Raw genomic sequence first — 25,231 nt, forward strand, 5'->3', positions numbered from 1 at the left:
ACCGGTTTCGGGCCCGCCCGCGGACGCCCCCGGAGCGGAGGGCTGAGCGGGTACGGGTGCCCTGGGCACGGGGGGCGCCGCGGCAGCAGGGAGGGTCCCGGGCGCGGTCGCCGTCATCGGGGCCGGAGGCGCTGGGGGTACGGAAGGCGTTGGGCGTACCGGAGGCGCCGGGGGTACCGGAGACGCTCCGGGTGCGGCGGGCGCCCCGGCGAAGCGTGGCGGTACCAGGGGGCGCGGGGGTATCTCCTCGGCGAGGCGGCGTACGGGAGCGCCGGGGCGCCGGCCGTCGCCGGGGGGCGGCGGCACGGACCGGCCCGGGGCATGGGGCGCGGGTGCGGCGGGTGCAGCGGGTGCACCGGGTGGCACCGGTGCGTGGGGTGCACCGGGGGCGTCGGGCTCGGCGGTCACGCCCGCCCGGAAACCCGGCGAGGTCCGCCTGCCCGGCGAGGACGGCGTGCCCGGGACGGACGCGGGGGCGGAGGCGGACCCGGGGGCGGATACCCGCTCGGGGGCCGGAACGGACTCGGGGGCCGAGACTGCGCGCGTGCCCGGGACGGAGTGCGGCGTCGGGGCGGAGTGCGGTATCGGGGCGGGCGACGGTGTCGGGCCGGGCGGCGGGCCCGAGCGCGCGGCCGGTGCGCCCGGGAGCGCGCCGCGGGGCGCGGGTGAATCCGCACCGCTGCCTACAGCCGGACCGGCGGGGGGCGGGTACGGCCGGCCATTGGCACCGTCCGGGAGCGCGCCGCGGGGCGCGGGAGCGCTCGGGCGGCTCGCCCCGGCCCGAGGGGCGGGCGACGGCTGCGGGAGGGCGGGTTGCCGGCCGGGAGCCGGGCCGGTCGAGCCGGGTGCGTTGCCGAACGGGTCCCTCCCGGCACCGGCCGGGCCGCTCCCCGCCCGGGCGCCGGGCGCCGGGACCGCATGGCCCGTGGTGACGGCCGGGCGGGACCCCGGCCCCGGGGCTGAAGCGGCGTCAGAGGGTGCGGTGCGAGGGCGGGGGGCCGGGGAGGCGGAGCCGGCGCGGGGGTCCGGGGTGGAGTCCGTGATCGGGCGGAGACGGGTCGTCGTCTCGGTGGAGGCGGGCGGCTGGTTCGGCGGGACGTGGGGCGGGCGGGACGGGACGCGTGGGCGCTGCGCCTCGGTGCTCATCCGCCCCCCGTTTCCTGGTGCCCGTACCGCCGCCGCATCGCCTTTCGGGGCAGGCCCGTTCGTCGTCGCGGCCCCTCACTCTACGGGCTTGAGCACGCCGGAAGGGAACGGGACCGCGCCCCCGGGGGATCTGCGCAGAAGGTCCCCCTACCCTCGGGTAGACCGGTCTGGCAAGCTCTGCGCATGACTCCCCGTGCCGCTCTCAGGACCCGGTACGACCGGGCCACCGCGCACCTCGACGCACCCCTGGCCGTCGTGGACCTGGAGGCGTTCGACGCCAACGCGGCGGATCTGGTCAGGCGGGCCGGCGGGAAACCGGTCCGGGTGGCCAGCAAGTCGGTGCGGTGCCGGGCGCTGCTGGAGCGGGTACTGGCGAAGGACGGGTTCGCGGGGATCATGTCCTACACGCTGGAGGAGTCGATCTGGCTCACCCGGGCGGGTTTCGGCGATGTGCTCCTGGCGTATCCGTCCGCCGACCGCGCCGGTTTCGCCGAACTGGCGGGCGACGCCAAGCTCTCGTCCGCCGTGACGGTCATGGTCGACGACCCCGCGCAGCTCGACCTGATCGACCGGGCCCGGGGCGGCGGCGCGGAGGAGATCCGGGTCTGCCTGGAACTGGACACCTCGCTCCGTCTGCTGGGCGGCCGGATCCGTTTCGGTGCTCGCCGCTCACCCCTGCGCTCACCCGAGGACCTCGCCGAGCTCGCCCGCGCGATCGTCGCCAGGCCCGGCTTCCGGGTCGTGGGGCTGATGGCGTACGAGGGGCATGTCGCGGGAGTGGGTGACGCGGTCCCGGGCAGTCCGCTGCGCTCTCGTGCGGTCCGCCTGATGCAGTCCGCGGCCCGGCGCGAACTCGCCCTGCGGCGAGCGGCCGTGGTACGCGCGGTGCGGGCGGTGGCGCCGGATCTGGAGTTCGTGAACGGCGGCGGCACCGGCAGTGTGCAGCACACCGCGGCGGAGGACGCGGTCACGGAGGTCGCCGCGGGCTCCGGACTGTTCCTGCCGAGGCTGTTCGACAACTACACGTCGTTCAGCGGGCGGCCCGCCGCGCTGTTCGCCCAGCCCGTCGTGCGGCGGCCGGGCGTCGGTGTGGTGACGGTGCTCGGCGGCGGCTATCCCGCCTCGGGCGCGGCCGGGCGGGACCGGCTGCCGGTGCCGTACCTGCCGGAGGGGCTGCGCTACGACCCGATGGAGGGACCGGGCGAGGTGCAGACGCCTCTGCTGGGGCCGCCGGCGGACGACCTGCTCATCGGCGACAAGGTGTGGTTCCGGCACGCGAAGGCCGGGGAGTTGTGCGAGCGCTTCCCCTCGCTGCACCTGGTCGAGGACGGCCGGGTGACGGCCACCGTGCCGACGTACCGGGGCGAGGGCCGTACGTTCCTCTGAGCCGCCGGTGACGGGGACGGCTCGGCCGGTGACCGCCCCGGCCACGGGAACCGCCCCGCCGGTGAGCCCGCCGCGCCGGGGTCCCGGGGCCGCCGGACGGGGCGCGCGGGCGGTCGGCCGGAGGCGCGGCCGCACTGCCCGGTCCGGCCCCGGGAGCCCCTGTGCCCCGGCGCCCCGGCCGCCCGGAACCCGCACCCCCAGGGGACCGGCCCGTCCGGGGACCCGCCCGTCCGGGGACCAGCGGGGCGTCGTGTGCCCCGGCCGTTCCTCCGCGCGGCGGGGCAGCGGCCTACACGGGGGTGACGTACGCGCCCGAGATGCCGCCGTCCACGAGGAAGTCGGTGGCGTTGACGAAGGACGAGTCGTCGCTGGCGAGGAACGCCACGGCCGCGGCGATCTCCTCCGCGTCGGCGAACCGGCCGACGGGGATGTGCACCAGCCGGCGGGCCGCCCGCTCGGGGTCCTTGGCGAACAGTTCCTGCAGCAGCGGGGTGTTGACCGGGCCGGGGCACAGCGCGTTGACCCTGATGCCCTCGCGGGCGAACTGCACGCCCAGCTCGCGGGACATGGCGAGGACGCCGCCCTTGCTCGCGGTGTACGAGATCTGCGAGGTCGCGGCGCCCATCCGGGCCACGAACGAGGCCGTGTTGATGATGGAGCCCCGGCCCTGCCGGCGCATGTAGGGGATGGCGGCCTTGCAGCACAGGAACACGGAGGTGAGGTTGACCTCCTGGACCCGCTTCCAGGCGTCCAGGCCCGTCTCCAGGATGGAGTCGTCGTCGGGGGGCGAGATGCCGGCGTTGTTGAAGGCGATGTCGACGCTGCCGTACGTGTCGAAGGCGGTCCGGAACAGCGCCTCCACCTGCTCGGCGTCGGTCACGTCCACCTTCACGAAGGTCCCGCCGACCTCCTCGGCCGCGGACTTGCCGGCGGTCTCGTCGACGTCACCGCAGACGACATTGGCCCCTTCGGAGGCCAGGCGGCGCGCGGTGGCCAGTCCGATGCCGCTCCCGGCACCGGTGATGACGGCGGTGCGGCCGACGAGCCGGCGGCAGACGGGGGTGTCGTTGTGGGCAGTGCTCATGGGATCTCAGGCCTCCGTGCTGATGAAGACGTTCTTGGTCTCGGTGAAAGCGGTGAGGGCGTCGGGGCCGAGTTCCCGGCCGAGGCCGGACTGCCCGTATCCGCCGAAGGGGGTCCAGTAGCGGACGCTGGAGTGGGAGTTGACGGACAGGTTGCCCGCGGCGACCGCGCCGGAGACCCGCAGGGCCCGGCCCACGTCACGGGTCCAGACGGAGCCGGAGAGCCCGTACTCGGTCGCGTTGGCGAGGCGTACGGCGTCGTCCTCGTCGTCGAAGGGCAGCACGACGGCGACCGGCCCGAAGACCTCCTCGGTGGCGACGGGGGCCTCGGGCGCGACGCCGGTGACGAGGGTGGGCGGGAACCAGAAGCCCGGACCCGCGGGCGCGCTGCCCCGCACCGTCGCGAGGTCGTCGGTGACGTACGACCGGACGCGGTCGAGCTGGGCGCGCGAGATGAGCGGGCCCATCTGCGTGGCCTCGTCCGCGGGGTCGCCGACCACGACCGACTTCAGCGCGGGGGCGAGGCGGTCGAGGAAGTCGTCGTACACGGGGCGCTGCACCAGGATGCGGGTGCGGGCGCAGCAGTCCTGTCCGCTGTTGTCCAGGAAGGCCATCGGTGCCGCGGCGGCGGCGGCCTCGATGTCGGCGTCGGCGAACACGATGTTGGGGCTCTTGCCGCCGAGTTCGAGGGTCACGCGCTTCACACGCTCGGCGCAGAGCGCCATGATCTGCTTGCCGACCCGGGTGGATCCGGTGAAGACGATCTTGGCGACGCCGGGGTGGCGCACCAGCGCGTCGCCCGCCACCGCGCCGTGGCCGGGCAGCACCTGGAAGAGGTGCTCGGGGAGGCCCGCCTCCAGGGCCAGTTCGGCCAGTCGCAGCGCGGTCAGCGGGGTGGTCTCGGCGGGCTTGAGGAGGACGGCGTTGCCGGCGGCGAGCGCGGGCGCGGTGCCCCAGGCGGCGATCGGCATGGGGAAGTTCCAGGGGGCGATGACCCCCACCACGCCGAGCGGTTCGAGGATGGTCAGGTTGATGCCGCCGGAGACGGGTATCTGGCGGCCGGTGAGGCGTTCCACTCCCCCGGCGGAGTAGTCGAGGAGGTCGCGGACGTTGCCGGCCTCCCAGCGGGCGTTGCCGAGGGTGTGCCCGGCCTCCCGGACCTCGAGCAGGGCGAGTTCCTCGATGTGGTCGTCCACGGCGGCCGCGAAGCGGCGCAGCAGCCTGGCCCGGTCGGCGGGGGCAGCGGCCGCCCAGGCCCGCTGGGCGCGCGCCGCGCGGCGCACGGCGGCGTCGACGTCGGCGGCGTCCGCGCCGGGGACGGTGGCGATGACTTCCTCGGTGGCCGGGTTGAGCACATCGAGTGCGTACGGTTGCGACACGGGGTGCCTCACATGCGTTCGAAGGAGCGGCGGAGCTCCCAGTCGGTGACCGCGGCGTCGAACGCGTCGAGTTCGACCCGCGCCATGTTGCGGTAGTGGGCGACGACCTCGTCCCCGAAGGCGGCCTTGGCGATGGGGCTGTTCTCCCAGAGTTCGGCGGCCTCGCGGAGGGTGGTCGGGACGTGCTCGTAGCCGGCGCTGTAGGCGTTGCCGGCGCAGGCCTCTGGCAGCTCCAGCTTCTGCTCGATCCCGTACAGGCCGGCGGCGACCAGTGCGGCGACGGCGAGATGGGGGTTGACGTCGCCGCCGGGCAGCCGGTTCTCGAAGCGCGTCGAGCGGCCGTGGCCGACGACGCGCAGCGCGCAGGTCCGGTTGTCGTGGCCCCAGGCGACGGCGGTCGGGGCGAAGGAACCGGGCTGGAACCGCTTGTAGGAGTTGATGTTCGGCGCGTACAGCAGGGAGAAGTCGCGCAGGGCGGCGAGCTGCCCGGCGAGGAAGTGCCGCATGATGTCCGACATGCCGTCCGGTCCGTCACCCGCCATGGCGTTGCGTCCGTCGGCATCGGTGAGCGAGAGGTGGATGTGGCAGGAGTTGCCCTCGCGCTCGTTGTACTTGGCCATGAAGGTGATGGAGACGCCTTCCTGCGCGGCGATCTCCTTGGTGCCGGTCTTGTAGATCGCGTGCTGGTCGCAGGTGACGAGGGCCTCGTCGTAGCGGAACACGATCTCGTGCTGGCCGGGGTTGCACTCGCCCTTGGCCGACTCGACGGTCAGCCCGGCGGCGGCCATCTCGTTGCGGATCCGGCGCAGCAGGGGCTCGATGCGGCCGGTGCCGAGGACCGAGTAGTCGATGTTGTACTGGTTGGCCGGGGTCAGGCCCCGGTAGCCGCGGTCCCAGGCCTGCTCGTAGGTGTCCTTGAAGACGATGAACTCCAGCTCGGTGCCGACCTGCGCGGTCCAGCCGTACTCGGCCAGGCGCTCCAGCTGGCGGCGCAGGATCTGGCGGGGAGCGGCGACGACCGGGGTGCCGTCGTTCCACGCCAGGTCGGCGATGAGCATGGCCGTGCCCTCGTTCCACGGGACACGGCGCAGGGTGGCCAGGTCGGGGTGCATGGCGAAGTCGCCGTAGCCACGCTCCCACGAGGACATCGCGTAGCCGTCCACGGTGTTCATCTCGGTGTCGACGGCGAGCAGGTAGTTGCAGCCCTCCGTACCGTGCTCCAGGACCTCGTCGAGGAAGAACCGGGCGGCGAACCGCTTGCCCTGGAGCCTGCCCTGCATGTCGGGGAAGGCCAGGACTACGGTGTCGATCTCACCGCTCGCGACGAGGGCTCCGAGCTCCTCGACGGTCAGCGGGGGTGTGCGGTCTGCCACGGGATTGCGCCTCCTAAGGTCAGCCGGGAGCCATAAGGTATTGCCGAAGACCATTGCTTGGGAAGGGGAAACCGCAACGTGGCGGAGAAGAGCGAGTCCGGGGACCGGCTCACGTCCGTGCTGCGACCGGTGCGCGGGGGCAACGGCTTCGAGGAGGCCCTGGAACAGATCCTGCAGGTCGTAAGGCTGGGACTGGTGCCCGGCGGCGAGCGGCTGCCCGCGGAACGGGAACTCGCCGAGCGCATGGGCATCAGCCGGGTCACCCTGCGCGAGGTGCTCAAGGTCCTCCAGGAGGAGGGCCTGGTGGAGAGCCGCCGCGGCCGCTACGGCGGAACCTTCGTCCGGCACCGCCCGCACACCGAGGGCGAGGACGAGCTGCGCCGCCGGATCGCGGCCGTCGACGTCGAGGACACCCTGCGCTTCCGGGAGGTGCTGGAGGTCGGCGCTGCGGGGCTGTGCGCGGCGCACGGGCTCTCCGACGAGGGCGCGGGGCGGCTGCGCACGGCGCTGACGGCCACGCACGACGCGCCCCTCGGCGCCTACCGGCGGTGCGACACGCTCTTCCACCTCACGCTCGCCGAACTGTCCGGCTCCCCCACCCTGACCACGCAGTACGCGGCGGTCCGGGCGGCCGTGAACGATCTGCTCGACTGCATCCCGCTGCTGGTGCGCAATCTGGAGCACTCCCAGCAGCAGCACGTCGCGCTGGTGGACGCGGTCCTGGCGGGCGACGCGGACACGGCGCGCGAGGTGATGCGCGAGCACTGCGAGGGGACGGCGGCCCTGCTGCGCGGCTTCCTCGCCTGAGGGGATCCGCCCGGCGGGAGGGGGCTGACGGGCGGGAGGGGGCTGACGGGCGGGAGGGGCCGCCTCGGGGGGAGAGGCTGCGGCGCGGCAGGACCCGCGTCGCGGGGAGAGGCTGCGGGCGGGAGAGGCTGCGGGCGGCGCGGGCAGGGATACAGGCATCCGGGAACCGCGGGCGACGCCGGCGGGAGTGAGGGTGTCCCGGCGGCCGCCGCACGCCGCCGGAAGCCGGGACGCGTCGCCGGAGCGCCGCAAGCCGGGCCGCGCACTCCGCACCGCCGCGAGCCGGCCGCCGTAATCCGAAAGTAACGCACGGGTCTTGCGCTACCCCCACGGTCACCGCAAAGGTATGGCTCCATTCCATTGGGCCCGACGCGGGAGCTCTGCCATGACGCTGGAAGACACCGACACCACCGGGAGCGGCAACACCCCACCGGACGACTACCTCGAACGCCGGACCCTGCGCCGGGGGAGCGCGGGCTGGCTGCTGCTCACCGGGCTCGGCGTCGCCTACGTCGTCTCCGGCGACTTCTCCGGCTGGAACATCGGCCTGTCCAAGGGCGGCTTCGGCGGACTCGCCGCCGCCACCGTGCTGATGGGCGTGATGTACGCCTGTCTCGTCTTCGCGCTCGCCGAGCTGTCGGCCATCCTGCCGACCGCCGGCGGCGGCTACGGGTTCGCCCGCCGGGCACTGGGCACCTGGGGCGGCTTCCTCACCGGTACGGCCATCCTCATCGAGTACATCCTCGCCCCCGCCGCCATTTCGATCTTCATCGGTGACTACGTCGAATCGCTCGGGCTCTTCGGGCTGGAATCCGGCTGGCCCGTGTACCTCGCCTGCTTCGCGGTATTCATCGGCATCCATCTGTGGGGCGTGGGCGAGGCCCTGCGGTTCAGCCTCGTCGTCACCGCGATCGCGGTCGCCGCGCTGCTGATCTTCGCCGTGGGCGCGTTCACCGACTTCCAGGTGAGCGGGCTGGACGACATCCCGGTCGACGAGAGCGCGCTGGGTGCCAGCTCGTGGCTGCCGTTCGGACTGCTCGGCATCTGGGCCGCCTTCCCGTTCGGCATGTGGTTCTTCCTCGGTGTCGAGGGGGTGCCGCTCGCCGCGGAGGAGGCCAAGGACCCGGTCCGGTCCATGCCGAAGGCCCTCGCGCTGTCCATGTCGATCCTGGTACTGCTCGCCCTGATCACGTTCTTCGCCGCCACGGGCGCCCGCGGCTCGGCCGCGATCCAGGAGGCGGGCAACCCGCTGGTGGTGGCGCTCCAGGGCGACGGCGACCCGACCGCACTGAGCCGCTTCGTCAACTACGCCGGACTCGCCGGCCTGGTCGCCTCGTTCTTCTCACTGATCTACGCCGGTTCGCGCCAGCTGTTCGCCCTCTCCAGGGCGGGCTACCTGCCCCGCTTCCTGTCGCTGACGAGCCGCCGCAAGTCGCCGTACCTGGGGCTGCTGATCCCCGGCGCGATCGGCTTCGCACTGGCCGCGGGCACCGGGGACGGGGCGCGGATGCTGAACATCGCCGTCTTCGGCGCCACGATCAGCTACGCGCTGATGGCGCTGTCCCACATCGTGCTGCGCCGTCGCGAGCCGGACCTGCCGCGTCCGTACCGCACCCCCGGCGGCGTGCTGACCTCGTCCGTCGCCTTCACCCTCGCACTGTCCGCGCTGGTGGCGACCTTCCTGGTGGACCGGGACGCCGCGTTCATCGCGCTCGCCGTGTACGGGGTCGCCCTCGCGTACTTCGCCTTCTACAGTCGGCACCGTCTGGTCGCCCGCGCCCCGGAGGAGGAGTTCGCGGCCCTCGCCGCGGCCGAGGCGGAGCTGGCCCGCGACTGACGGACGGTCCGGCCTCCGGGTGCGGGGACCCGGAGGCCGGACGACAGACGCCGGAGACCGGAGACCGGACGACAGGTGCCGGACGCCGGACGGCAGATGACAGATGACAGATGACAAATGACAAATGACAAATGACAAAAGCCGTACACCCTACGCCGGACCATGGACGACCGGTGCCGCCCATCCGGCACCGGCGATCGGAGCCGCACCCCCCGGGGCCGGGAACGCCGCACACCACCAGGCACCCGCCACCCGCACACCACGACCGGAGGACCCACGACCGTGACCCAGCCGCTCATCGGCGTCAGCACCTATCTGGAGGACGCCTCGTGGGGCGTGTGGCGACTGCCCGCCGCGCTGCTGCCCGCCGGCTATCCGCGCCTCGTCCAGTCGGCCGGCGGCATCGCCGCGATGCTGCCGCCGGACGAACCCGGCCGGGCCGCGGCGGCCGTGGCCCGGCTCGACGGGCTGGTCGTCGCGGGCGGGCCCGACGTCGAGCCCGTGCGGTACGGGGCCCACCCGGATCCGCGTACCGGACCGCCGGCCCGGGAGCGGGACGCCTGGGAGCTCGCCCTGATCCGCGCGGCGCTCGACACCGGCACCCCGCTGCTGGGGATCTGCCGGGGCATGCAGCTGCTGAACGTCGCCCTCGGCGGCACGCTCGTCCAGCACCTCGACGGGCACGTGGACGCCGTCGGGGTCTTCGGCCGGCACGCCGTGACGCCCGTCGCGGGCACCCGGTACGCCTCGCTGGTGCCGGAAGAATCGTCGGTCCCGACATACCACCACCAGTCCGTGGACCGACTCGGCGCCGGTCTCGTCGTCTCCGCGCACGCGCACGACGGCACCGTGGAGGCCGTCGAGCTCCCGGACCCCTCCTGGGTGCTCGGAGTGCAGTGGCACCCGGAGATGGCCGAGGACACCCGTGTCATGGCGGGTCTCGTGCGCGCCGCCTCCTGATCGAAGGCGCGCCGCGCTCCCTGCGGCGAACCGCCGAACCCGTACGGCGAACCGCCGAAAGCGGTCCGCGGGCCGAGGGACGTCCCGGCCCGCCCCTCAGCCCGCGGACCGCGTCAGCGACAGCAGGTCGCGGGCCGGGCCCGTCGGACGGTGGCCGTGCGGCCAGACCGCGCGGAGGTCGCGGCGGAGGCGGACCCCCTCGACGGGGATGCGGACGAGGCGGCGGGACGCCAGCTCCTCCGTCACCGCCAGTTCGCTGAGGACCGCGGGACCCGCACCACTCACCGCGGCGGCCTTCACCGCGGTGGTGGAGGCGAGTTCGAGCAGGGGCTCGGCCAGACCGCCGTGGGCGGCGAGCGCCGAGTCGAGCACCTGCCGGGTGCCGGAGCCCCGCTCGCGCAGCACCAGCGGGGCGGCGGCGAGCTTCTCGGGCGGCAGCGGAGAGCGCCGGCGCGTCCACTCGTGCCCAGGCGCCGCGACGACGACGAGCCGGTCGTGCCCGACGACCGCGCCGTCGAGTCCTTCCGGCACGGCGAGGCCCTCGACGAAGCCGAGATCCGCCTCGCCCCGCAGCAGGCGCTCGGCGACCGCCGCCGAGTTGCCCGCGAGCAGGGACACCGCGGTGCCCGGGCGCTGCTGGCGGAGTGCGATCAGCCAGCCGGGGAGCAGGTACTCGGCGATGGTCATGCTGGCGGCGACCCTCAGCCGGGAGTCGCGCCGGTCCCGCAGCGCCTGCGCCCCGGCGTCGAAGGCCTCGGCCGCCTCCACGATCCGCCGCGCCCAGTCCGTGACCAGCGCCCCCGCGTCGGTCAGCCGGGAGCCACGCGGCGAGCGGTCCACCAGCGCGACGCCCAACTGCCGCTCCATGGAGCGGATCCGGCTGCTCGCCGCGGGCTGGGTCACACCGAGTTCCCGGGCGGCGCGCCCGAGGCTCCCGTGACGGGCCACCGCGAGCAGCAGTTCCAGCGCGGCAAGGTCGGGCACCCGGTGGGCCACCGGCCCGCGTTCCCCATCGCTCATAAAGCCAGCTTATGGGGCCATAGCGAGGGTGTGCCTGGTGGGGCGCCGATCGGGGCCGGACAGTGGGGCCATGGTCACCGCCGCCCATCCCCGCTCCGCCTCCCGCTCCGCTTCCCGCTGCGCGCCCTCCGGTCCGCTCCGCCGCGTCACCCCCGTTCCGCGGCTGCGCCGTCTCGGACCGAACTGGTACTCCGCCGTGATGGGCACGGCATCGGTGGCCATCGCGGGTGCGTCGCTGCCGGCGTCCACGATCGCGGTGGCCCCCGCTGCTCCGGCGGCTCCCGTGACTGCGGCTTCCGTGACTGCGGCTTCCGTGACTGCGGCTCCGGTGACTGCGGCTCCCGTGGCTGCGGCTCCCGTCACCGCGGTGTCTCCGGTGGCTCTGCCCGCTCCGGCGGGACTGCAGGACGTACTGGAGGCGGTGTGGGTGCTGTCCGCGCTGGCCCTCGCGGCCCTGCTCGCCGCGCGCGCCGCGCACTGGGTCCGGCACCGCGACCAGGCGCGCGCCGACCTCCTGGACCCGGCGGTCGCCCCGTTCCAGGGCTGCATGGCGATGGCGCTCCTCGCCGTCGGCATCGGCTCGCTCACGGTCGGCGGCGGTGTGATCGGCGAGCACGCGGCGGTCGTGACGGCGTGGGTGCTGTTCGCCGCGGGCACCGCGGCGGGGCTCACCGCCGCGCTGGCGGTCCCGTACCTGCTGCTGACCCGGCGCCGGGTCACGGCGGGGGACGCGTCCCCGGTGTGGCTGCTGCCCGTGGTGGCCCCGATGGTGGCGGCGACACTGGGCGCGATGCTCGTGGGCCGGGTGCCCGCCGGAGGGTGGCGCAGGACCGCGCTGCTGGGCTGCTACGGGCTGTTCGTCCTGAGCCTGGTCGCCGTGCTCGCCGTCCTGCCGCTGGTGACGGCGCGGCTCCTCCGCGAGGGCCCTCCGCCGCTCGCCCTGACGCCGGCCCTGTTCCTGGTGCTCGGGCCCCTGGGCCAGTCGACCACCGCCGTGCACCGGCTGGCGGACGCGGCTCCCTCGGCGGTCGGAGGGGCGGACGCGGCGGCCCTCGGGTCCTTCGCGACCGCCTACGGGACCGCCGCCCTCGGCCTCGCCCTGCTGTGGCTCGTCCCGGCCGCCGCCCTGGTGGTGCGGGCGGCGCGCCGGGGCATGCCCTTCGCGATGACCTGGTGGGCGTTCACCTTCCCGGTCGGCACCTGCGTCACGGGGGCGGCGGCGCTGTCCGCCCGTACCGGTACGGCGGCTCCCGGGTGGGCGGCGGCCGGGCTCTACGCGTTCCTGGTCGCGGCGTGGGCCGTGGCCGGGGCCCTCACGCTGCGGGGTCTCGCCGGCGGAGCGCTGCCCGCAGCACCGTCGGAGCCGCCGCCAGCGACGGGCCGTACCAGGTGAGCATGCGGCCGTCGACGAGCGCGGCGGGGATCGCCGGGAACGCCTCCGGGCCGTCGTCCGCGCCGAAGCGGTAGGGCTCGTCGGGGAGGACCACGAGGTCCGCGCCCGCGGCGTTCAGCTCGTCGAGCGGGATACGGGGATAGCGGTCCGGGTGTGCGGCGCAGACGTTGCCGACGCCGAGGCGGGCGAGCAGATCGCCGGCGAAGGTGTCGCGGCCGAGGACCATCCAGGGGCGCCGCCAGACCGGCACCACCGCGCGGCGCGGCTCCGCGTCCGGTTCGACGGCGTCCCATGCGGCCTCGGCGTCGTCGAGCCATCGGGGGCGGGGCACCCCGCAGGCGGACAGGACCCGCTGCAGCTCGCCGAAGGCCTGGGGCAGGGTCCGCACCTCGGTGACGAGCACCTCCAGCCCCGCGGTGCGCAGCGCGGCGAGGTCGGGCTCCCGGTTCTCCTCCTCGTTGGCGACGACGAGATCGGGCCGCAGCGCGACGACCGCCTCCACGTCGGGGTTCTTGGTGCCGCCGATCCTGGCCGCGCCGAGGTCCGCGGGGTGGGTGCACCAGCGGGTGGCACCGGCCAGCATCCCGGGCGCGCTGACCGCGATGGCCTCGGTGAGCGAGGGCACCAGCGAGACGACCCTCGTCACGGGGCGACGGCCTCGATGTGGTCGGCGACGGCGACCACGAGGAGGCGGGTGCCGGGACGGGTGGCGCGCCAGCGGTGGAGCACACCGCCGGACAGGAAGAGCGTGTCGCCCTTCTCCAGCCGGTGGGCGCGTCCCTCGGCCTCGACCTCGGCGGCCCCGTCGGCCACGTACATCAGCTCGTCGTTGCGGTGCTGGTGCTCGCCCCCGGCGTCCTGCTCGCCGGTGAACTCCACGGCGTGGAGCTGGTGGTGACCGCGCACCAGATGGCGCACGCCCGGCCGGGCGGCGAGGGTGGCGTCGTCCGCCCGGACGACGTCGACGACCCGGCAGGAGTCGGCGGCGGCGAGCAGTTCGGCGGCGGTGGTCTCCAGCGCGTCCGCGACGCGGTGGAGCGAGCGCATGCTGGGCCGTGCCCGTTCGTTCTCGATCTGGCTGAGGAAGGGCACGGACAGGCCGCTGCGCCCCGCGACGGCGGCGAGCGTGAGATCCAGGGCCCGGCGCCTTCGGCGGACGGCGGAGCCGACACGGAGCGCTTCCTTGTCTCCCATGGCTGAGGTCCCTCCCTCCTCTCTGTACCTTACGCACGTTCCGGCCCGCGCAACCCATCGTCGCCCCGTGACAGCGGTCGGGGCCGCGCCGCACGACGGTGAGGGCCCCGCCACGTTATGTGACGGGGCCCTCACCGTGTGGGGGATTCGGCCGGTCCGGTGCGGCTACGAGCCGTTCGACGCCTTCCCGGGGACCGGTGTCCATGCGTCGGCGAGGCCGGGGTTCTCCTTCAGCCAGGCGCGGACGGCGTCCTGCTCCTTGCCCTTGCCCGTCTCCTGGATCTTCGCCTCCAGGCCGGTGAGCTGGTCCTCGGTCATCTTGAAGTCCTGGAGCCACTTGCCGACCCGGGGGTTCTCCTCGGAGAAGCCCTTGCGGGCCAGGGTGTGGATGCCGTCGCCCTTGCCCCAGCTGCCCTTGGGGTCCTCGAGCTTCTTCAGGTCGTAGGTGCTGTAGGCCCAGTGCGGCGACCACAGGGTGGTGACGACGGGCTCCTTCTTGTCGTACGCCCGCTTCAGCTCGGCGAGCATGCCGGGGGTGGAGCCGTCGACGACGTCGTACTCGCCCTCCAGGCCGTACTCCTTGAGGACCTTGTCCTTGAGCAGCCCCATCATTCCGGCGCTCGGCTCGATGCCGACGATGCGGCCCTTGAACTGGCCGGCCTTGCCCTTCAGGTCGTCCAGGGAGTCGACGCCCTTGACGTACGAGGGCACCGACAGCTCCAGGGAGGTCGGGCCGTACCAGGAGCCCTTGTCCTCCAGCTTGTCGCGGTACTTGTCCCAGTACTGGGCGTGGGTGACCGGGAGCCAGGAGTCCGTCTGGAAGTCGATCTGCCCGCCGGCGAGACCGGTGTAGAGCGAGCCGGCCTCCAGCTGCCTGGCCTCGACCTCGAAGCCGCGGCGCTCCAGCAGCTCCTTCCAGAGGAAGGTGGAGGCGATGCCCTCGTCCCACGGGATGTAGCCCACGGAGATCTTCTTGCCCCGGCCGATGTCGCCGGCGCCGCCGGCCCCGGCGGGCGTGGCGCCGCCGAACACGCCCATGCCGCCCGCGACGAGCGCGAGGACCACGGCACCGGCCAGGGCGACCACGGGCTGGGGGCGGTGGTTCCAGATCCTCGGCCCGCTGGCCGCGGTCCTGGCCCGCGCCAGGGCCCGGCGCCCGAGGGGTGAGACCTGGCGGCCCAGCGCGCCGGTCATCCGGTCCAGGTACATGGCGAGGATGACGATGGAGACGCCCGCCTCGAAGCCGAGCCCGATGTCGACGTTGCCGATGGCGCGGTAGACGGCGCCGCCGAGACCGCCGCCGCCGACCATGCCGGCGATGACCACCATGGACAGGCCCAGCATGATCACCTGGTTGACACCGGCCATGATCGTGGGCAGGGCGAGCGGCAGCTGCACGCGGACCAGCGTGTCGCGCGGCGTGGTGCCGAACGCCTCCGCGGCCTCCACCAGCTCCTTGTCGACTTGGCGGATGCCGAGCTCGGTCATCCGCACACCCGGCGGCAGCGCGAAGACGATGGTGGCGATGATGCCGGGGACGACGCCGACGCCGAAGAAGATGATGCCGGGGATCAGGTAGACCATGGCCGGCATGGTCTGCATGAAGTCCAGGACCGGGCGGATCACGGCGCTGACGGTCTTGGAGCGCGACGCCCAGATGCCCAGGGGCACCGCGATCAGCAGGGTGACGACGGTGGCGACGAGCACCAGCGAGAGGGTCGACATGGCGTCGTCCCACAGCTCGACGGAGTCGATCACCGCGAAGCCGGCGAAGGCCAGGCCGCCCGCGAGCAGGCCGCGCAGCCACCAGGCCGCGACGGCGAGGATGCCCGCGAAGAGCAGCGGCTCGGGTGCGGACAGCGCCGCGTCGATGCCGTCGTACATGCCGGTGACGGCCGCGCTGACGGCGTCGAACAGCCAGGAGAGGCGGGACTGGAGCCAGTCGACGCCGCCGTCGACCCAGTCGCCGAGGGGAAGCCTAGGCACTCGCACGCACCTCCTTCTGCTGCGGCAGGCGGCGGACCGGTGCGCCGCAGGGCACCGGCTCGGCCCGCTCGTCGCCGACGAGGCCGACGAGGCCGACGAGCCGGGACTGCGGAACGACGCCGACCACGTCGCCGGAGTCCTCCTTGACGGCCACCGGATGCGGAACGCGCGCGCTCACGGCGCACACGTCCGCGACGAGGGTGTCGGGCGTGACGGTCTCGCAGCCGCACCCGCCGGCGCCGGTGCTCAGCGGCTCGGTCATGACGGCGGACGCCGTCAGCACCCGGGAGCGGTCCACGTCCTGGATGAACGACGCCACATAGTCGTCGGCCGGCCGGACCAGGATGTCCTCGGCGGTGCCGAGCTGGACGATCCGCCCGTCGCGCATCACGGCGATGCGGTCGCCCAGGCGCATGGCCTCGTTGAGGTCGTGGGTGATGAAGACGATGGTCTTCTTCAGCCGCTTCTGGAGCTCGAGCAGCTGGTCCTGCATGTCGCGGCGGATGAGCGGGTCGAGGGCGCTGAAGGACTCGTCCATCAGCAGCAGGTCCGCGTCCGTGGCCAGGGCGCGGGCGAGACCCACGCGCTGCTGCATACCGCCGGACAGCTCGTCCGGCCAGGACTGCTCCCACCCGGCGAGACCGGCGAGCTCCAGGGCCTCGGCCGCACGGCGCTCGCGCTCGGCGCGGGCGACGCCCTGGACCTCCAGGCCGTAGGCGGCGTTCTCCAGCACGCTGCGGTGGGGGAACAGCGCGAAGTGCTGGAAGACCATGCTGATCCTGTGGGCGCGCACCTCGCGGAGCCCGCGGGCACCGAGGGCGGTCAGGTCCCGGCCGTCGAAGAGGACGCGTCCGGCGGTCGGCTCCAGCAGTCCGTTGAGCATGCGCAGCAGCGTGGACTTGCCGGACCCGGACAGACCCATGACGACGAAGATCTGACCCGGCTCGACGGAGAAGGAGGCGTCGATCACCGCCGCCGTCGTTCCCTCGGCGCGGAGCTCGTCGCGGCCGGAGCCGCTTCCGAGCCTGCGCACCGCCTCGTCGGGTCGTCTGCCGAACACCTTGTACAGGTGCTCCGCCTGGAGCCTGGACACATACACCTCACGCGTCGAACCGGGAAACGGCCCGCCTCCCCCGCCGGCGGGCCGTGGAGCGGGCGGGCTCTTCCCGCCTCCCCGCGTCGTCTCCGCTCGAGGGCACGCCGGGTCCGCTCCGGCGCCGCGCCTGCCCCGGCCTTCGCGAGGGCAAACACGACAGTGATCCAGTTCACGGGCCGGCCGGGCGGTCGGTCACGGGCGGCCCGGCGGTCCGGCGGCCGGCCGGAGCCGCGCGGCACCCGTCCGCGGAGGGCCGTGGCGCACGCCGGGCGGCGCGCCCGCGCGCACAGGGTGCCTGGGTGCAGGGCCCCTGGTTCAGGGCCCCTGGGTGCGGTGCGCCCGGCGCCGGGGCGTTGTCGGCGGCGTACGGCATGATTGCGGACTGTGACGCGACGCCTGATGCTCCTCGACACCGCCTCTCTGTACTTCCGCGCCTACTACGGGGTGCCGGACTCCGTGCGCGCCCCCGACGGCACGCCCGTCAACGCCGTCCGCGGACTCCTGGAGTTCATCACCCGGCTGGTCCAGGACCACCGCCCGGACGAGCTGGTGGCCTGCATGGACGCGGACTGGCGGCCGCACTGGCGGGTCGAGCTGATCCCCTCGTACAAGGCCCACCGGGTGGCGGTGGAGACCGTGGCGGGGCCGGACGAGGAGGAGGTCCCGGACACCCTTTCGCCACAGGTCCCCGTCATCGAGGAGATGCTGGACGCCTTCGGCATCGCCCGGGTCGGCGTCGCGGGGTACGAGGCGGACGACGTGATCGGCACGCTCGCGGCGCGGGCGACGGGCCCGGTCGACATCGTCAGCGGCGACCGCGACCTGTACCAGCTCGTGGACGACGCCCGCGGGATCCGCGTGCTCTACCCGCTGAAGGGCGTCGGCATGATGCAGGCGACCGACGAGGCGGTGCTGCGGGAGAAGTACGGTGTGGACGGCCCGGGTTACGCCGACCTGGCCCTGCTGCGCGGCGACCCGAGCGACGGGCTGCCCGGGGTGCCGGGCATCGGTGAGAAGACGGCGGCGAAGCTGCTGGCCGCGCACGGGGACCTGGCCGGGATCATGGCCGCGGTGGACGACCCGGCGTCCGGGCTGACGCCGGCCCAGCGCAGGCGGCTGGACGAGGCGCGGCCCTACCTGGCGGTCGCCCCGAAGGTGGTCCGGGTCGCGGACGACGTGCCGCTGCCCCGCTTCGACCCGGCCCTGCCGAGGGAGGCACGCGACCCGGCCGGGCTCGACGAGCTCGCCGCGCGCTGGGGTCTGGGCAGGGTGGTGGGCCGGCTGCGGACCGAGCTGGCGGGCACGAATCCCCCGCACTGAGGTGTTAACTTAGGCAAGCCTAAGCATCTACGTCAGGGGAGACCGCCGTGGCAGAGACAGCCGCCCGCAGGGCACCGCAGGTCCACGAGGCGCGGGTGCTGCGCGCGGAACGGATCACGCCGCACATGGTCCGTCTCGTCCTCGGTGGTGAGGGACTGGCCTCGTTCGCCCTGGAGGGGTTCACCGACCACTATGTGAAGGTCGTCTTCCCGGTGCCCGGTGTGCCCTACCCCGAGCCGTTCGACATGGCCCGGATCCGCGAGGAGTTCCCACGCGACCGGTGGCCGAGCAATCGGACGTACACCGTCCGCTCCTGGGACGCCGTCCACCGCGAGCTCGTCATCGACTTCGTGGTCCACGGCGACGAGGGCCTCGCCGGGCCGTGGGCGGCCCGGGTGCAGCCCGGCGAGACCGTGCGGCTGCTGGGCCCCGGCGGAGGCTACGCACCCGACCCGGCGGCGGACTGGCACCTGCTCGCGGGGGACGAGAGCGCGCTCCCGGCCATCGCCGCCTCGCTGGAGCGGATGCCGGTGGGCGCGCGGGTCCATGCCTTCGTCGAGATCGCCGGCCCCGAGGAGGAGCAGAAGATCGCCACCCCGGACGGGGTCGCCGTCACCTGGCTGCACCGGGGCGCCCGTCCCGTCGGCGAGGCGCTGATCGCCGCGGTGCGCGAACTGGACTTCCCCGAGGGCGATGTGCACGCCTTCGTGCACGGCGAGGCGGGCGCGGTACGCGAACTGCGCCGCCACCTCCGGCTGGAGCGCGGCATCCCCCGGGAGCGGCTGTCGGTGTCCGGCTACTGGCGGCTGGGCAAGTCCGACGAGGCCTGGCGGGCCGTCAAGCGCGACTGGAACGCGGAAGTGGAGCGCGAGCAGGAGGCGTAGCGTCCGGGCGGACCGGACGAACCCGGTCCGGACGAACGCGGACCGGACGAACGCGTCGCGCCGGTCGCACGAGAGCGCCGGGCAGGTGCCGCCCCGGCCGCGGGGGACGTGCACCGGCGCCGTGCCCGGCGCCCCGGACCCCCGGCCCGGGTGACGGGACCGCTCGCCACCCACCGATGCCGTCGCCCCGGCCGCTCCGCCTGCCGGGGCGCACGCTTGGAGGGCCTCCCCGTACCCGTGTCGCCGCCCCTCCCCCGAGCCCGGTCCCGAGCCCGGCCGCGGGCCCGGCCGCGGGCCCGTTTCCGCTGCTCACCGCCTCGACCCCGCCGCCGGTCCGGCCCGGGTGGGCGGTGTGGGTCCCGGTCGGGGCACAGGCGTGTAAAAAGTTCGGCGCGACGGCAGTCAAGACCCGTCTCCGCTCCGTATAGGGGAGGTGACACCCGCGGCGACGCAGGTCCGGGAAAGAGGGACCGGCCGGAGCGGGCCGCGGCGAGGGGAGAGCGGTGAAGGAAGCGATACACATCACAGGGGCACCATCGGCGGGGCCGGGGCTGGACGAACTGCTCGTCCGGGTCGCGCGCGGCGATCAGCAGGCCTTCTCGCGTGTGTACGACGCGGTCTGCGGACCCGTACTCGGCGTCGTGCGCGGGGTGTTGCGCGATCCGGCACAGTCGGAGGAAGTCACCCAGGAGGTCCTGGTGGAGCTGTGGCGGACCGCCGCGCGCTACCAGCCGTCGCGCGGCTCCGCTCTCACCTGGACGCTGACCCTCGCCCACCGCCGCGCCGTGGACCGCGTACGCTCCGCGCAGGCCGCCGCCGAACGCGAGCGGAAGGCCGCCCGGCTCGGCGGCACACCGGCGTTCGACGACGTCGTCGAACAGGTCGAGGCCCGGCTGGAACGGGAGCAGGTACGGCGCTGTCTGCGGACGCTGACCGAGCTCCAGCGCCAGTCGGTGACCCTGGCGTACTACCGCGGCCTCGCCTACCGGGAGGTCGCCGAACTGCTCGCGGTGCCACTGGGCACCGTGAAGACACGGATGCGCGACGGACTGATCCGCCTGCGCGACTGCCTGGGGGTGAACGCATGAGCTGGGGGAAGGAGCGCCGCTCGGTGGAGGACGGCTGCCGGAAGCCCGTCGACCGGCCCTGGCCGGGGAGTGCTCCCGCAGCGGACCGGGCGCCCGCGACCGGGCGTGGCCGTCGCGGTCCGCGGCGGCCTTCGCCCGGCGCGGGCCACCGGCCGTGCACCCGGCGGGGCCGGGAGGCCGCGGCCCTGACCGCGACGGCTGCGACGGCTGCGACGGCTGCGGAACGGACGGTCCTGCGATGAGCGCCGCCGCGAAGGGAGCGGGGCGGGACGCCGAACTGCACACGCTGACCGGCGCGTACGCCCTCAACGCGCTGGGCGACCGGGAACGCGCCCGGTTCGAGCGGCATCTGGCCGTGTGCCAGGCGTGTGCGCAGGAGGTACGGGAGCTGGGTGCGACGGCGGTACGGCTCGGCCTCGCCGCGACCGAGATCCCGCCGTCCGCGATGAAGTCCCAGGTGATGGCGCGGATCTCGGCCGTGCGCCAGGAGCCGCCCAAGGTCGCCGCGGCGGAGGCGGGCCGCATCCCGCCCCCGGTGCACAGGGCTCGCCCGGCCGGCCGGCGCAGGCTCGCCGGGTTCGTCCTCGCCGCGTGCGTCGCCGGGCTCGCGGCGCTGGGCGGGGTGGCGGTGGTGCAGCAGCGAGCCGCCGACGAGGCACGGGTCGAGGCCCGCGCGGCGGTCGAACTGGCGCAGCAGCACACCCAGGCGCTCGCGGACGTGCTCACCGCGCCCGATGTGCGCACGCGGAGCACGGCGCTCGGTCAGGGGGCGACCGGTACGGTCGCCTTCTCCCGCGAGCGGGATCGCGCCGTGTTCCTCGCGTCGGGCCTGCCGCGGCCGGACGACGGCCGGGTGTACCAGCTCTGGTTCGCGGACGACGGCACGATGCGCCCGGCCGGGCTGCTCGCGTCGACGGGCAGTGCGGAGGCGTTGCTCATGGACGGTGGCGTCGGCCGGGCGACGGGCATGGGCATCACCGTCGAGCCGGCCGGCGGCTCCACCGCTCCCACCTCCGAGCCGCTGGGGCTGCTGAGCTTCTCGGCCAGGTAGGGGCCCGGCACGGCGGCTTGGGTTCCAGCGGTCCTCGCCGCTCGTGCGAACGGCCGGGGCGGCCGGGTCCGGGCACGGGCGGGCCGGACAGCATGCGTACGCCGGCCGGGACGGGGGCGCGCTCCGGCCGTGCCCGGGGCCGGCCCACCGGGCCGCCGGCCCGCCGGGCCGCCGGTGGCTGCGGGTCCACGGGCAGCTGGTGCGCGTGGCCCTCGGACGGGTGGCGTGCCGGACCGCCCCGGCGGTCAGCCGACCGAGCTGTACGCCACCACGCCGCGCAGCACCGCGTCCACGGCCTTGCGCGCGTTGCGCGCCACCGTGGAGTCCCCGCCGGGCGCCGCGGCCGCGATCTGGCCGAGGACGTCGATGACCTGCTTGCTCCAGCGCACGAAGTCGCCCGCGGGCATCTCCGCCTCACGCAGCACCTCGTCCAGGCCCTTGCCCGAGGCCCACTGGTACACCGCCCAGGCGAATCCGAGGTCGGGCTCGCGCTGCCCCACGCCTTCGGCCTGGTTGATGCGGAACTCCTCCTCCAGCGCGTCCAGCCGGCCCCAGATCCGGACCATCTCGCCGAGCGCGGCCTTCGCCTTGCCGGAGGGCAGCTTCGGGGCCACGGCGTCGTCGGCCTGCCGCGCCTCGTACACCAGCGCCGAGACGCAGGAGGCCAGTTCGGCCGGGTTCAGCCCTTCCCACACTCCGTCGCGCAGGCATTCGCTGGCCAGCAGGTCCAGTTCGCCGTAGAGCCGGGCGAGCCGGCGGCCGTGCTCGGTGACCTCGTCGCCGCGGAGGTAGTCCATCTCGGTGAGCAGCGCGACGATGCGGTCGAAGGTCCGGGCGATGGTGTTCGTCCGGCCCTCTATGCGCCGCTCCAGCTGGCGGGTGTCGCGTTGGAGCCGGTGGTGGCGCTCGGCCCAGCGGGCGTGGTCCTCGCGCTCGTCGCAGCCGTGGCAGGGATGGGCGCGGATCTCCCGGCGCAGCCTGGCGATCTCGCGGTCGTCCGCGGCGGCGGCGCGCGGCCTGCGGTGCCGGTCGGGCACGATGTGCCCGGCCTTGGTCCGCAGGGCGGACGCGAGGTCGCGCCGGGACTGGGGCGAACGCGGGTTGAAGGACTTGGGGATGCGCATTCGCTCCAACGGCTCGACGGGGACCGGGAAGTCCATCGAGGCGAGCCGCTTGACCTGGCGCTCGGCGGTCAGCACCAGGGGGCGCGGCCCGTCGTGGTACTCGTACCCGCGGTGGCCGTTGGATCGGCCCGCCGGCAGCCCGGGGTCGAGGACCAGGGCGAGCCCGGCGAACTTGCCGGTGGGGACGTGGATGACGTCGCCCGGCTTGAGCTTCTCCAGCGAGTCCGCGGCGGCCGCCCGGCGCTGGGCGGCGCCCTGCTTGGCCAGTTCGGTCTCACGGTCCTTCAGTTCGCGGCGCAGCCGCGCGTACTCCTCGAAGTCGCCCAGGTGGCAGGTCATGCCCTCCCGGTAGCCCTCGAGCCCCTCCTCGTTGCGCTGCACCTGACGCGAGATGCCGACGACCGACTTGTCCGCCTGGAACTGCGCGAAGGAGGTCTCCAGCAGTTCCCGTGAGCGGTGCCGGCCGAACTGCTGCACCAGGTTGACCGCCATGTTGTACGACGGCTTGAAGCTGGAGCGCAGCGGATACGTACGGGTGCCGGCGAGGCCGGCGAGCGCGCCCGGGTCCATGCCGCGCTGCCAGAGCACGACGGCGTGGCCCTCCACGTCGATGCCGCGGCGCCCGGCGCGTCCGGTCAGCTGGGTGTACTCGCCGGGGGTGATGTCGGCGTGCTGCTCGCCGTTCCACTTGACGAGCTTCTCCAGCACCACGGACCTGGCGGGCATGTTGATGCCGAGGGCCAGGGTCTCGGTGGCGAAGACGGCCTTGACGAGGCCGCGGACGAAGAGCTCCTCGACGACTTCCTTGAACGTGGGGAGCATTCCGGCGTGGTGCGCGGCTATGCCCCGCTCCAGGCCCTCCAGCCACTCGTAGTAGCCGAGGACGTGGAGGTCCTCGCGCGGGATGGAGGCCGTGCGCTCCTCGACGATCGCCCGTACCTCCAGGCGCGCCTCCTCGTCGTTGAGCCGCAGTCCGGCGAACAGGCACTGCTGGACGGCGGCTTCGCAGCCGGCCCGGCTGAAGATGAACGTGATGGCGGGCAGCAGCCCTTCCGCGTCCAGCCGTTCGATGACCTCGGGTCTTCCGGGGGTCCAGATGCGGCCGCGCTGCCGGCGCTCCCGCTCGCGGTCGGCCTCGCGGACCATCTTGCCGCGGCGGCGATCACGCGGGTTGTACGTGCGCGAGTTCTCCATCCTGGCCAGCCGGACCAGGTCGGGGTTGACCTCGCGCCGGGCCGCGCCGCGGCCGCCGTGGTCGGTCTCCTCCTCGAAGAGGTCGTACATCCGGCGTCCGGCCAGCACGTGCTGCCACAGGGGCACGGGGCGCGATTCGGAGACGATCACCTCGGTGTCGCCGCGGACGGTGTCCAGCCAGTCACCGAACTCCTCCGCGTTGGACACCGTCGCCGAGAGCGACACCAGGGTCACCGACTCGGGGAGGTGGATGATCACTTCCTCCCAGACGGCGCCTCTGAAGCGGTCGGAGAGGTAGTGCACCTCGTCCATGACCACGTATCCGAGGCCGCTCAGCGACTGGGAGCCCGCGTACAGCATGTTGCGCAGAACCTCGGTGGTCATGACGACCACCGGCGCCTCGGAGTTGACGCTGTTGTCGCCGGTGAGCAGGCCGACCTTCCCGGGGCCGTACCGCTTCACCAAATCCGAGTACTTCTGGTTGGACAGCGCCTTGATCGGGGTCGTGTAGAAGCACTTGCGCCCCTGCGAGAGGGCGAGGTGCACGGCGAACTCGCCGACGATCGTCTTTCCGGAACCCGTGGGAGCCGCCACGAGCACGCCCTTGCCGGCCTCGAGCGCCTCGCAGGCCTCGATCTGGAACGGGTCCAGCTCGAAGTCGTACATCTCGCGGAAGGGAGCGAGCGCGGTGGCCCGCTCGGCGGCGCGGATCCGAGCGGCGGCGTAGCGCTCAGCGGGTGAGAGGTCCTGTGTCATCTTGCAGTCGAGCCTACCCGCCGGGTCCGACAGTGGGCGCGAGCTTATTCGAGGCGGCGGGCTCGGGGCGAGCGAGCGCGGGAGGGGCGCGCCCGCCCTCGGGGGTCCCGTGGGGTGAGGTCGCGGCCCTGCTCGTGCGGGAGGCGCGCCCACCCCTCGGGAACCCCGGTCAGGTGACGTCGTCGTACCCGTTGATCCGGTCCCGGTCGCCGCTCTGCTGCTCGGGGAGCGCGCGGGCGGCGGGGACGGCCTCGACCTCGCCGACGGCCTCGGGGGTGAGATCGAGCTCGGAGGCCTCGTCGTCACTCAGGCCGGCGTCCGGGTTCTTGCGTCCGCGGCGGGCGTCGTTGAGGAAGGAGAAGCCCACGGCGATGAAGTAGAGGACGGCCAGCGGGCCCGCGAGGAGCAGCATCGAGATGGGCTCGCCGCCGGGCGTGGCGATCGCGGCGAAGGCGGTGAGGCCGATGATCATTCCGCGCCACCAGCGCAGCATCCGCCTGCCGGTCAGCACACCGGTCATGTTGAGCAGGATGAGGAGCAGCGGGAGCTCGAAGGCGATACCGAAGACGATCACCATGCGGGTGATCAGGTCCAGGTAGTCGTCCAGCGGCAGCAGGGGCCTCGCGCCGGACGGCGCGAAGCCGAGCATGATCTCGGCGGTCTGCGGCAGGATCGAGTACGCCAGGTAGGCGCCGCCCAGGAACAGCGGTACGCCGGCGGCCACGAAGCTCAGCGCGTAGCGCTTCTCGTGGTTGTGCAGCCCGGGGGCGACGAACGCCCAGAGCTGGTAGAGCCAGACCGGGGTAGCCGCCAGGACGCCCGCCATCAGGGCGACCTTCAGCGCGATGGTGAACGGTGACAGCAGACCCTGTGTGGTCATCTCGGCGCAGAGCTGGCCGTTGCGCATGACGACCTGACCGTTCGCGCAGCCGACCGACTCCAGGATCGGCCGCATCAGGAAGGCGAAGATGTCCTTCTGGAAGAAGGCCGCGACGATCGTGACCACCGCGATCGCCAGCACCGACTTCAGCAGCCGGTTGCGCAACTCACGCAGGTGTTCTCCGAGAGGCATCCGCCCCTCGACGTCCTTGTCCTGCTTGCGGGCAGACTTGAGCAACCCACTTCCTCGTCTCGTGCGGGAACCGTCAGGGGAAC

The 25,231-nt window shown here is 74.0% G+C and carries 19 protein-coding genes; 9 read left to right on the forward strand and 10 right to left on the reverse strand.

Translation table 11 applies throughout. The features are described from left to right. The first annotated feature begins 1,329 nt into the window (after positions 1-1,329). The gene (locus tag DDW44_RS02100; RefSeq protein WP_027732975.1) at positions 1,330-2,532 is read left to right on the forward strand and encodes an amino acid deaminase/aldolase; all 1,203 of its coding nucleotides are present in this window, start codon (positions 1,330-1,332) and stop codon (positions 2,530-2,532) included. Positions 2,533-2,821: 289 nt separating this feature from the next. On the opposite strand, the gene DDW44_RS02105 is transcribed toward DDW44_RS02100, so the two are convergent. From DDW44_RS02105 to DDW44_RS02115, 3 genes are read right to left on the reverse strand one after another with little or no spacing between them, the layout of a single operon-like run. Next, positions 2,822-3,616 (reverse strand): 3-oxoacyl-ACP reductase, encoded by a 795-nt coding sequence (locus tag DDW44_RS02105; RefSeq protein WP_017945464.1) that lies wholly within the window; start codon positions 3,614-3,616, stop codon positions 2,822-2,824. Positions 3,617-3,622: 6 nt separating this feature from the next. After that, complete coding sequence (locus DDW44_RS02110; RefSeq protein ID WP_018891445.1) at positions 3,623-4,993, reverse strand: aldehyde dehydrogenase family protein; 1,371 nt, start codon at positions 4,991-4,993, stop codon at positions 3,623-3,625. An 8-nt stretch (positions 4,994-5,001) separates the two neighbouring features. Continuing rightward, the gene (locus DDW44_RS02115; protein WP_108905353.1) at positions 5,002-6,366 is read right to left on the reverse strand and encodes a glutamine synthetase family protein; all 1,365 of its coding nucleotides are present in this window, start codon (positions 6,364-6,366) and stop codon (positions 5,002-5,004) included. Positions 6,367-6,444: 78 nt separating this feature from the next. Here DDW44_RS02115 and DDW44_RS02120 point away from each other — a divergent pair, with 78 nt between their 5' ends. The 3 genes from DDW44_RS02120 to DDW44_RS02130 all read left to right on the forward strand — a co-directional run bounded on the left by DDW44_RS02120 (position 6,445) and on the right by DDW44_RS02130 (position 9,970). After that, positions 6,445-7,173 (forward strand): FadR/GntR family transcriptional regulator, encoded by a 729-nt coding sequence (locus tag DDW44_RS02120; protein WP_017945461.1) that lies wholly within the window; start codon positions 6,445-6,447, stop codon positions 7,171-7,173. 385 nt (positions 7,174-7,558) lie between these two features. Continuing rightward, positions 7,559-9,010: an ethanolamine permease gene (gene eat / locus DDW44_RS02125; RefSeq protein ID WP_018891447.1), complete on the forward strand. Its 1,452-nt coding sequence runs from the start codon at positions 7,559-7,561 to the stop codon at positions 9,008-9,010. 282 nt (positions 9,011-9,292) lie between these two features. Further along, positions 9,293-9,970: a gamma-glutamyl-gamma-aminobutyrate hydrolase family protein gene (locus DDW44_RS02130; protein WP_108905354.1), complete on the forward strand. Its 678-nt coding sequence runs from the start codon at positions 9,293-9,295 to the stop codon at positions 9,968-9,970. Between the two features lie 96 nt (positions 9,971-10,066). Here the strand turns inward: DDW44_RS02130 and DDW44_RS02135 are convergent, their stop codons facing one another. Beyond that, positions 10,067-10,990, reverse strand: coding sequence for a LysR family transcriptional regulator (locus tag DDW44_RS02135; protein ID WP_026164893.1), 924 nt, complete (start codon positions 10,988-10,990; stop codon positions 10,067-10,069). Between the two features lie 70 nt (positions 10,991-11,060). Here DDW44_RS02135 and DDW44_RS02140 point away from each other — a divergent pair, with 70 nt between their 5' ends. Then, positions 11,061-12,383 (forward strand): SLAC1 family transporter, encoded by a 1,323-nt coding sequence (locus tag DDW44_RS02140; protein ID WP_108905355.1) that lies wholly within the window; start codon positions 11,061-11,063, stop codon positions 12,381-12,383. Here DDW44_RS02140 and DDW44_RS02145 read toward each other — a convergent pair. The 4 genes from DDW44_RS02145 to DDW44_RS02160 form a co-directional block, all read right to left on the reverse strand. Further along, entirely contained in the window at positions 12,304-12,966 is a 663-nt protein-coding gene (locus DDW44_RS02145) for a helical backbone metal receptor (protein WP_244224179.1), read from the reverse strand. The genes DDW44_RS02140 and DDW44_RS02145 overlap by 80 nt on opposite strands. 59 nt (positions 12,967-13,025) lie before the next feature. Next, a complete protein-coding gene (locus tag DDW44_RS02150) occupies positions 13,026-13,577 on the reverse strand; it encodes a helix-turn-helix domain-containing protein (protein WP_017945455.1) in 552 nt (183 codons plus the stop codon). A gap of 165 nt (positions 13,578-13,742) precedes the next feature. Then, a complete protein-coding gene (locus DDW44_RS02155; protein WP_108905357.1) occupies positions 13,743-15,563 on the reverse strand; it encodes an ABC transporter permease/substrate binding protein in 1,821 nt (606 codons plus the stop codon). Continuing rightward, positions 15,556-16,656: a quaternary amine ABC transporter ATP-binding protein gene (locus DDW44_RS02160; RefSeq protein WP_108905358.1), complete on the reverse strand. Its 1,101-nt coding sequence runs from the start codon at positions 16,654-16,656 to the stop codon at positions 15,556-15,558. Before DDW44_RS02160 ends, DDW44_RS02155 begins: the two co-directional genes overlap by 8 nt. Positions 16,657-17,058: 402 nt before the next feature. Between DDW44_RS02160 and DDW44_RS02165 the strand changes: the two genes are divergently transcribed. The 4 genes from DDW44_RS02165 to DDW44_RS02180 all read left to right on the forward strand — a co-directional run bounded on the left by DDW44_RS02165 (position 17,059) and on the right by DDW44_RS02180 (position 21,002). Continuing rightward, the gene (locus DDW44_RS02165) at positions 17,059-17,979 is read left to right on the forward strand and encodes a 5'-3' exonuclease (RefSeq protein ID WP_108905359.1); all 921 of its coding nucleotides are present in this window, start codon (positions 17,059-17,061) and stop codon (positions 17,977-17,979) included. Between the two features lie 47 nt (positions 17,980-18,026). Beyond that, complete coding sequence (locus DDW44_RS02170) at positions 18,027-18,863, forward strand: siderophore-interacting protein (protein WP_206307366.1); 837 nt, start codon at positions 18,027-18,029, stop codon at positions 18,861-18,863. A 503-nt stretch (positions 18,864-19,366) separates the two neighbouring features. Then, positions 19,367-19,951 (forward strand): sigma-70 family RNA polymerase sigma factor, encoded by a 585-nt coding sequence (locus DDW44_RS02175; RefSeq protein ID WP_017945450.1) that lies wholly within the window; start codon positions 19,367-19,369, stop codon positions 19,949-19,951. 238 nt (positions 19,952-20,189) lie between these two features. Further along, positions 20,190-21,002 carry an anti-sigma factor gene (locus DDW44_RS02180; RefSeq protein ID WP_108905361.1) on the forward strand — a complete coding sequence of 271 codons (813 nt, stop codon included), beginning with the start codon at positions 20,190-20,192 and terminating at the stop codon, positions 21,000-21,002. Positions 21,003-21,247: 245 nt separating this feature from the next. Here DDW44_RS02180 and DDW44_RS02185 read toward each other — a convergent pair whose 3' ends face one another. Both DDW44_RS02185 and tatC read right to left on the reverse strand, forming a co-directional pair. Continuing rightward, entirely contained in the window at positions 21,248-24,076 is a 2,829-nt protein-coding gene (locus tag DDW44_RS02185) for a DEAD/DEAH box helicase (protein ID WP_108905362.1), read from the reverse strand. A 169-nt stretch (positions 24,077-24,245) separates the two neighbouring features. Continuing rightward, positions 24,246-25,193 carry a twin-arginine translocase subunit TatC gene (gene tatC, locus DDW44_RS02190; RefSeq protein ID WP_017945447.1) on the reverse strand — a complete coding sequence of 316 codons (948 nt, stop codon included), beginning with the start codon at positions 25,191-25,193 and terminating at the stop codon, positions 24,246-24,248. Between the last annotated feature and the right edge of the window lie 38 nt (positions 25,194-25,231).

The organism is Streptomyces tirandamycinicus, assembly GCF_003097515.1.
GTDB classification, from domain to species: domain Bacteria; phylum Actinomycetota; class Actinomycetes; order Streptomycetales; family Streptomycetaceae; genus Streptomyces; species Streptomyces tirandamycinicus.

What these genes read in the sequence shown, in the direction of transcription:
- DDW44_RS02165 (WP_108905359.1), top strand. Translation starts at nt 17,059, where the DNA reads ATGCTCCTCGACACCGCCTCTCTGTACTTCCGCGCCTACTACGGGGTG.
- DDW44_RS02180 (WP_108905361.1), top strand. Translation starts at nt 20,190, where the DNA reads ATGAGCGCCGCCGCGAAGGGAGCGGGGCGGGACGCCGAACTGCACACG.
- DDW44_RS02100 (WP_027732975.1), top strand. Translation starts at nt 1,330, where the DNA reads ATGACTCCCCGTGCCGCTCTCAGGACCCGGTACGACCGGGCCACCGCG.
- DDW44_RS02105 (WP_017945464.1), bottom strand. Translation starts at nt 3,616, where the DNA reads ATGAGCACTGCCCACAACGACACCCCCGTCTGCCGCCGGCTCGTCGGC.
- DDW44_RS02150 (WP_017945455.1), bottom strand. Translation starts at nt 13,577, where the DNA reads ATGGGAGACAAGGAAGCGCTCCGTGTCGGCTCCGCCGTCCGCCGAAGG.
- DDW44_RS02145 (WP_244224179.1), bottom strand. Translation starts at nt 12,966, where the DNA reads ATGCTGGCCGGTGCCACCCGCTGGTGCACCCACCCCGCGGACCTCGGC.
- eat (WP_018891447.1), top strand. Translation starts at nt 7,559, where the DNA reads ATGACGCTGGAAGACACCGACACCACCGGGAGCGGCAACACCCCACCG.
- DDW44_RS02135 (WP_026164893.1), bottom strand. Translation starts at nt 10,990, where the DNA reads ATGAGCGATGGGGAACGCGGGCCGGTGGCCCACCGGGTGCCCGACCTT.
- DDW44_RS02140 (WP_108905355.1), top strand. Translation starts at nt 11,061, where the DNA reads ATGGTCACCGCCGCCCATCCCCGCTCCGCCTCCCGCTCCGCTTCCCGC.
- DDW44_RS02185 (WP_108905362.1), bottom strand. Translation starts at nt 24,076, where the DNA reads ATGACACAGGACCTCTCACCCGCTGAGCGCTACGCCGCCGCTCGGATC.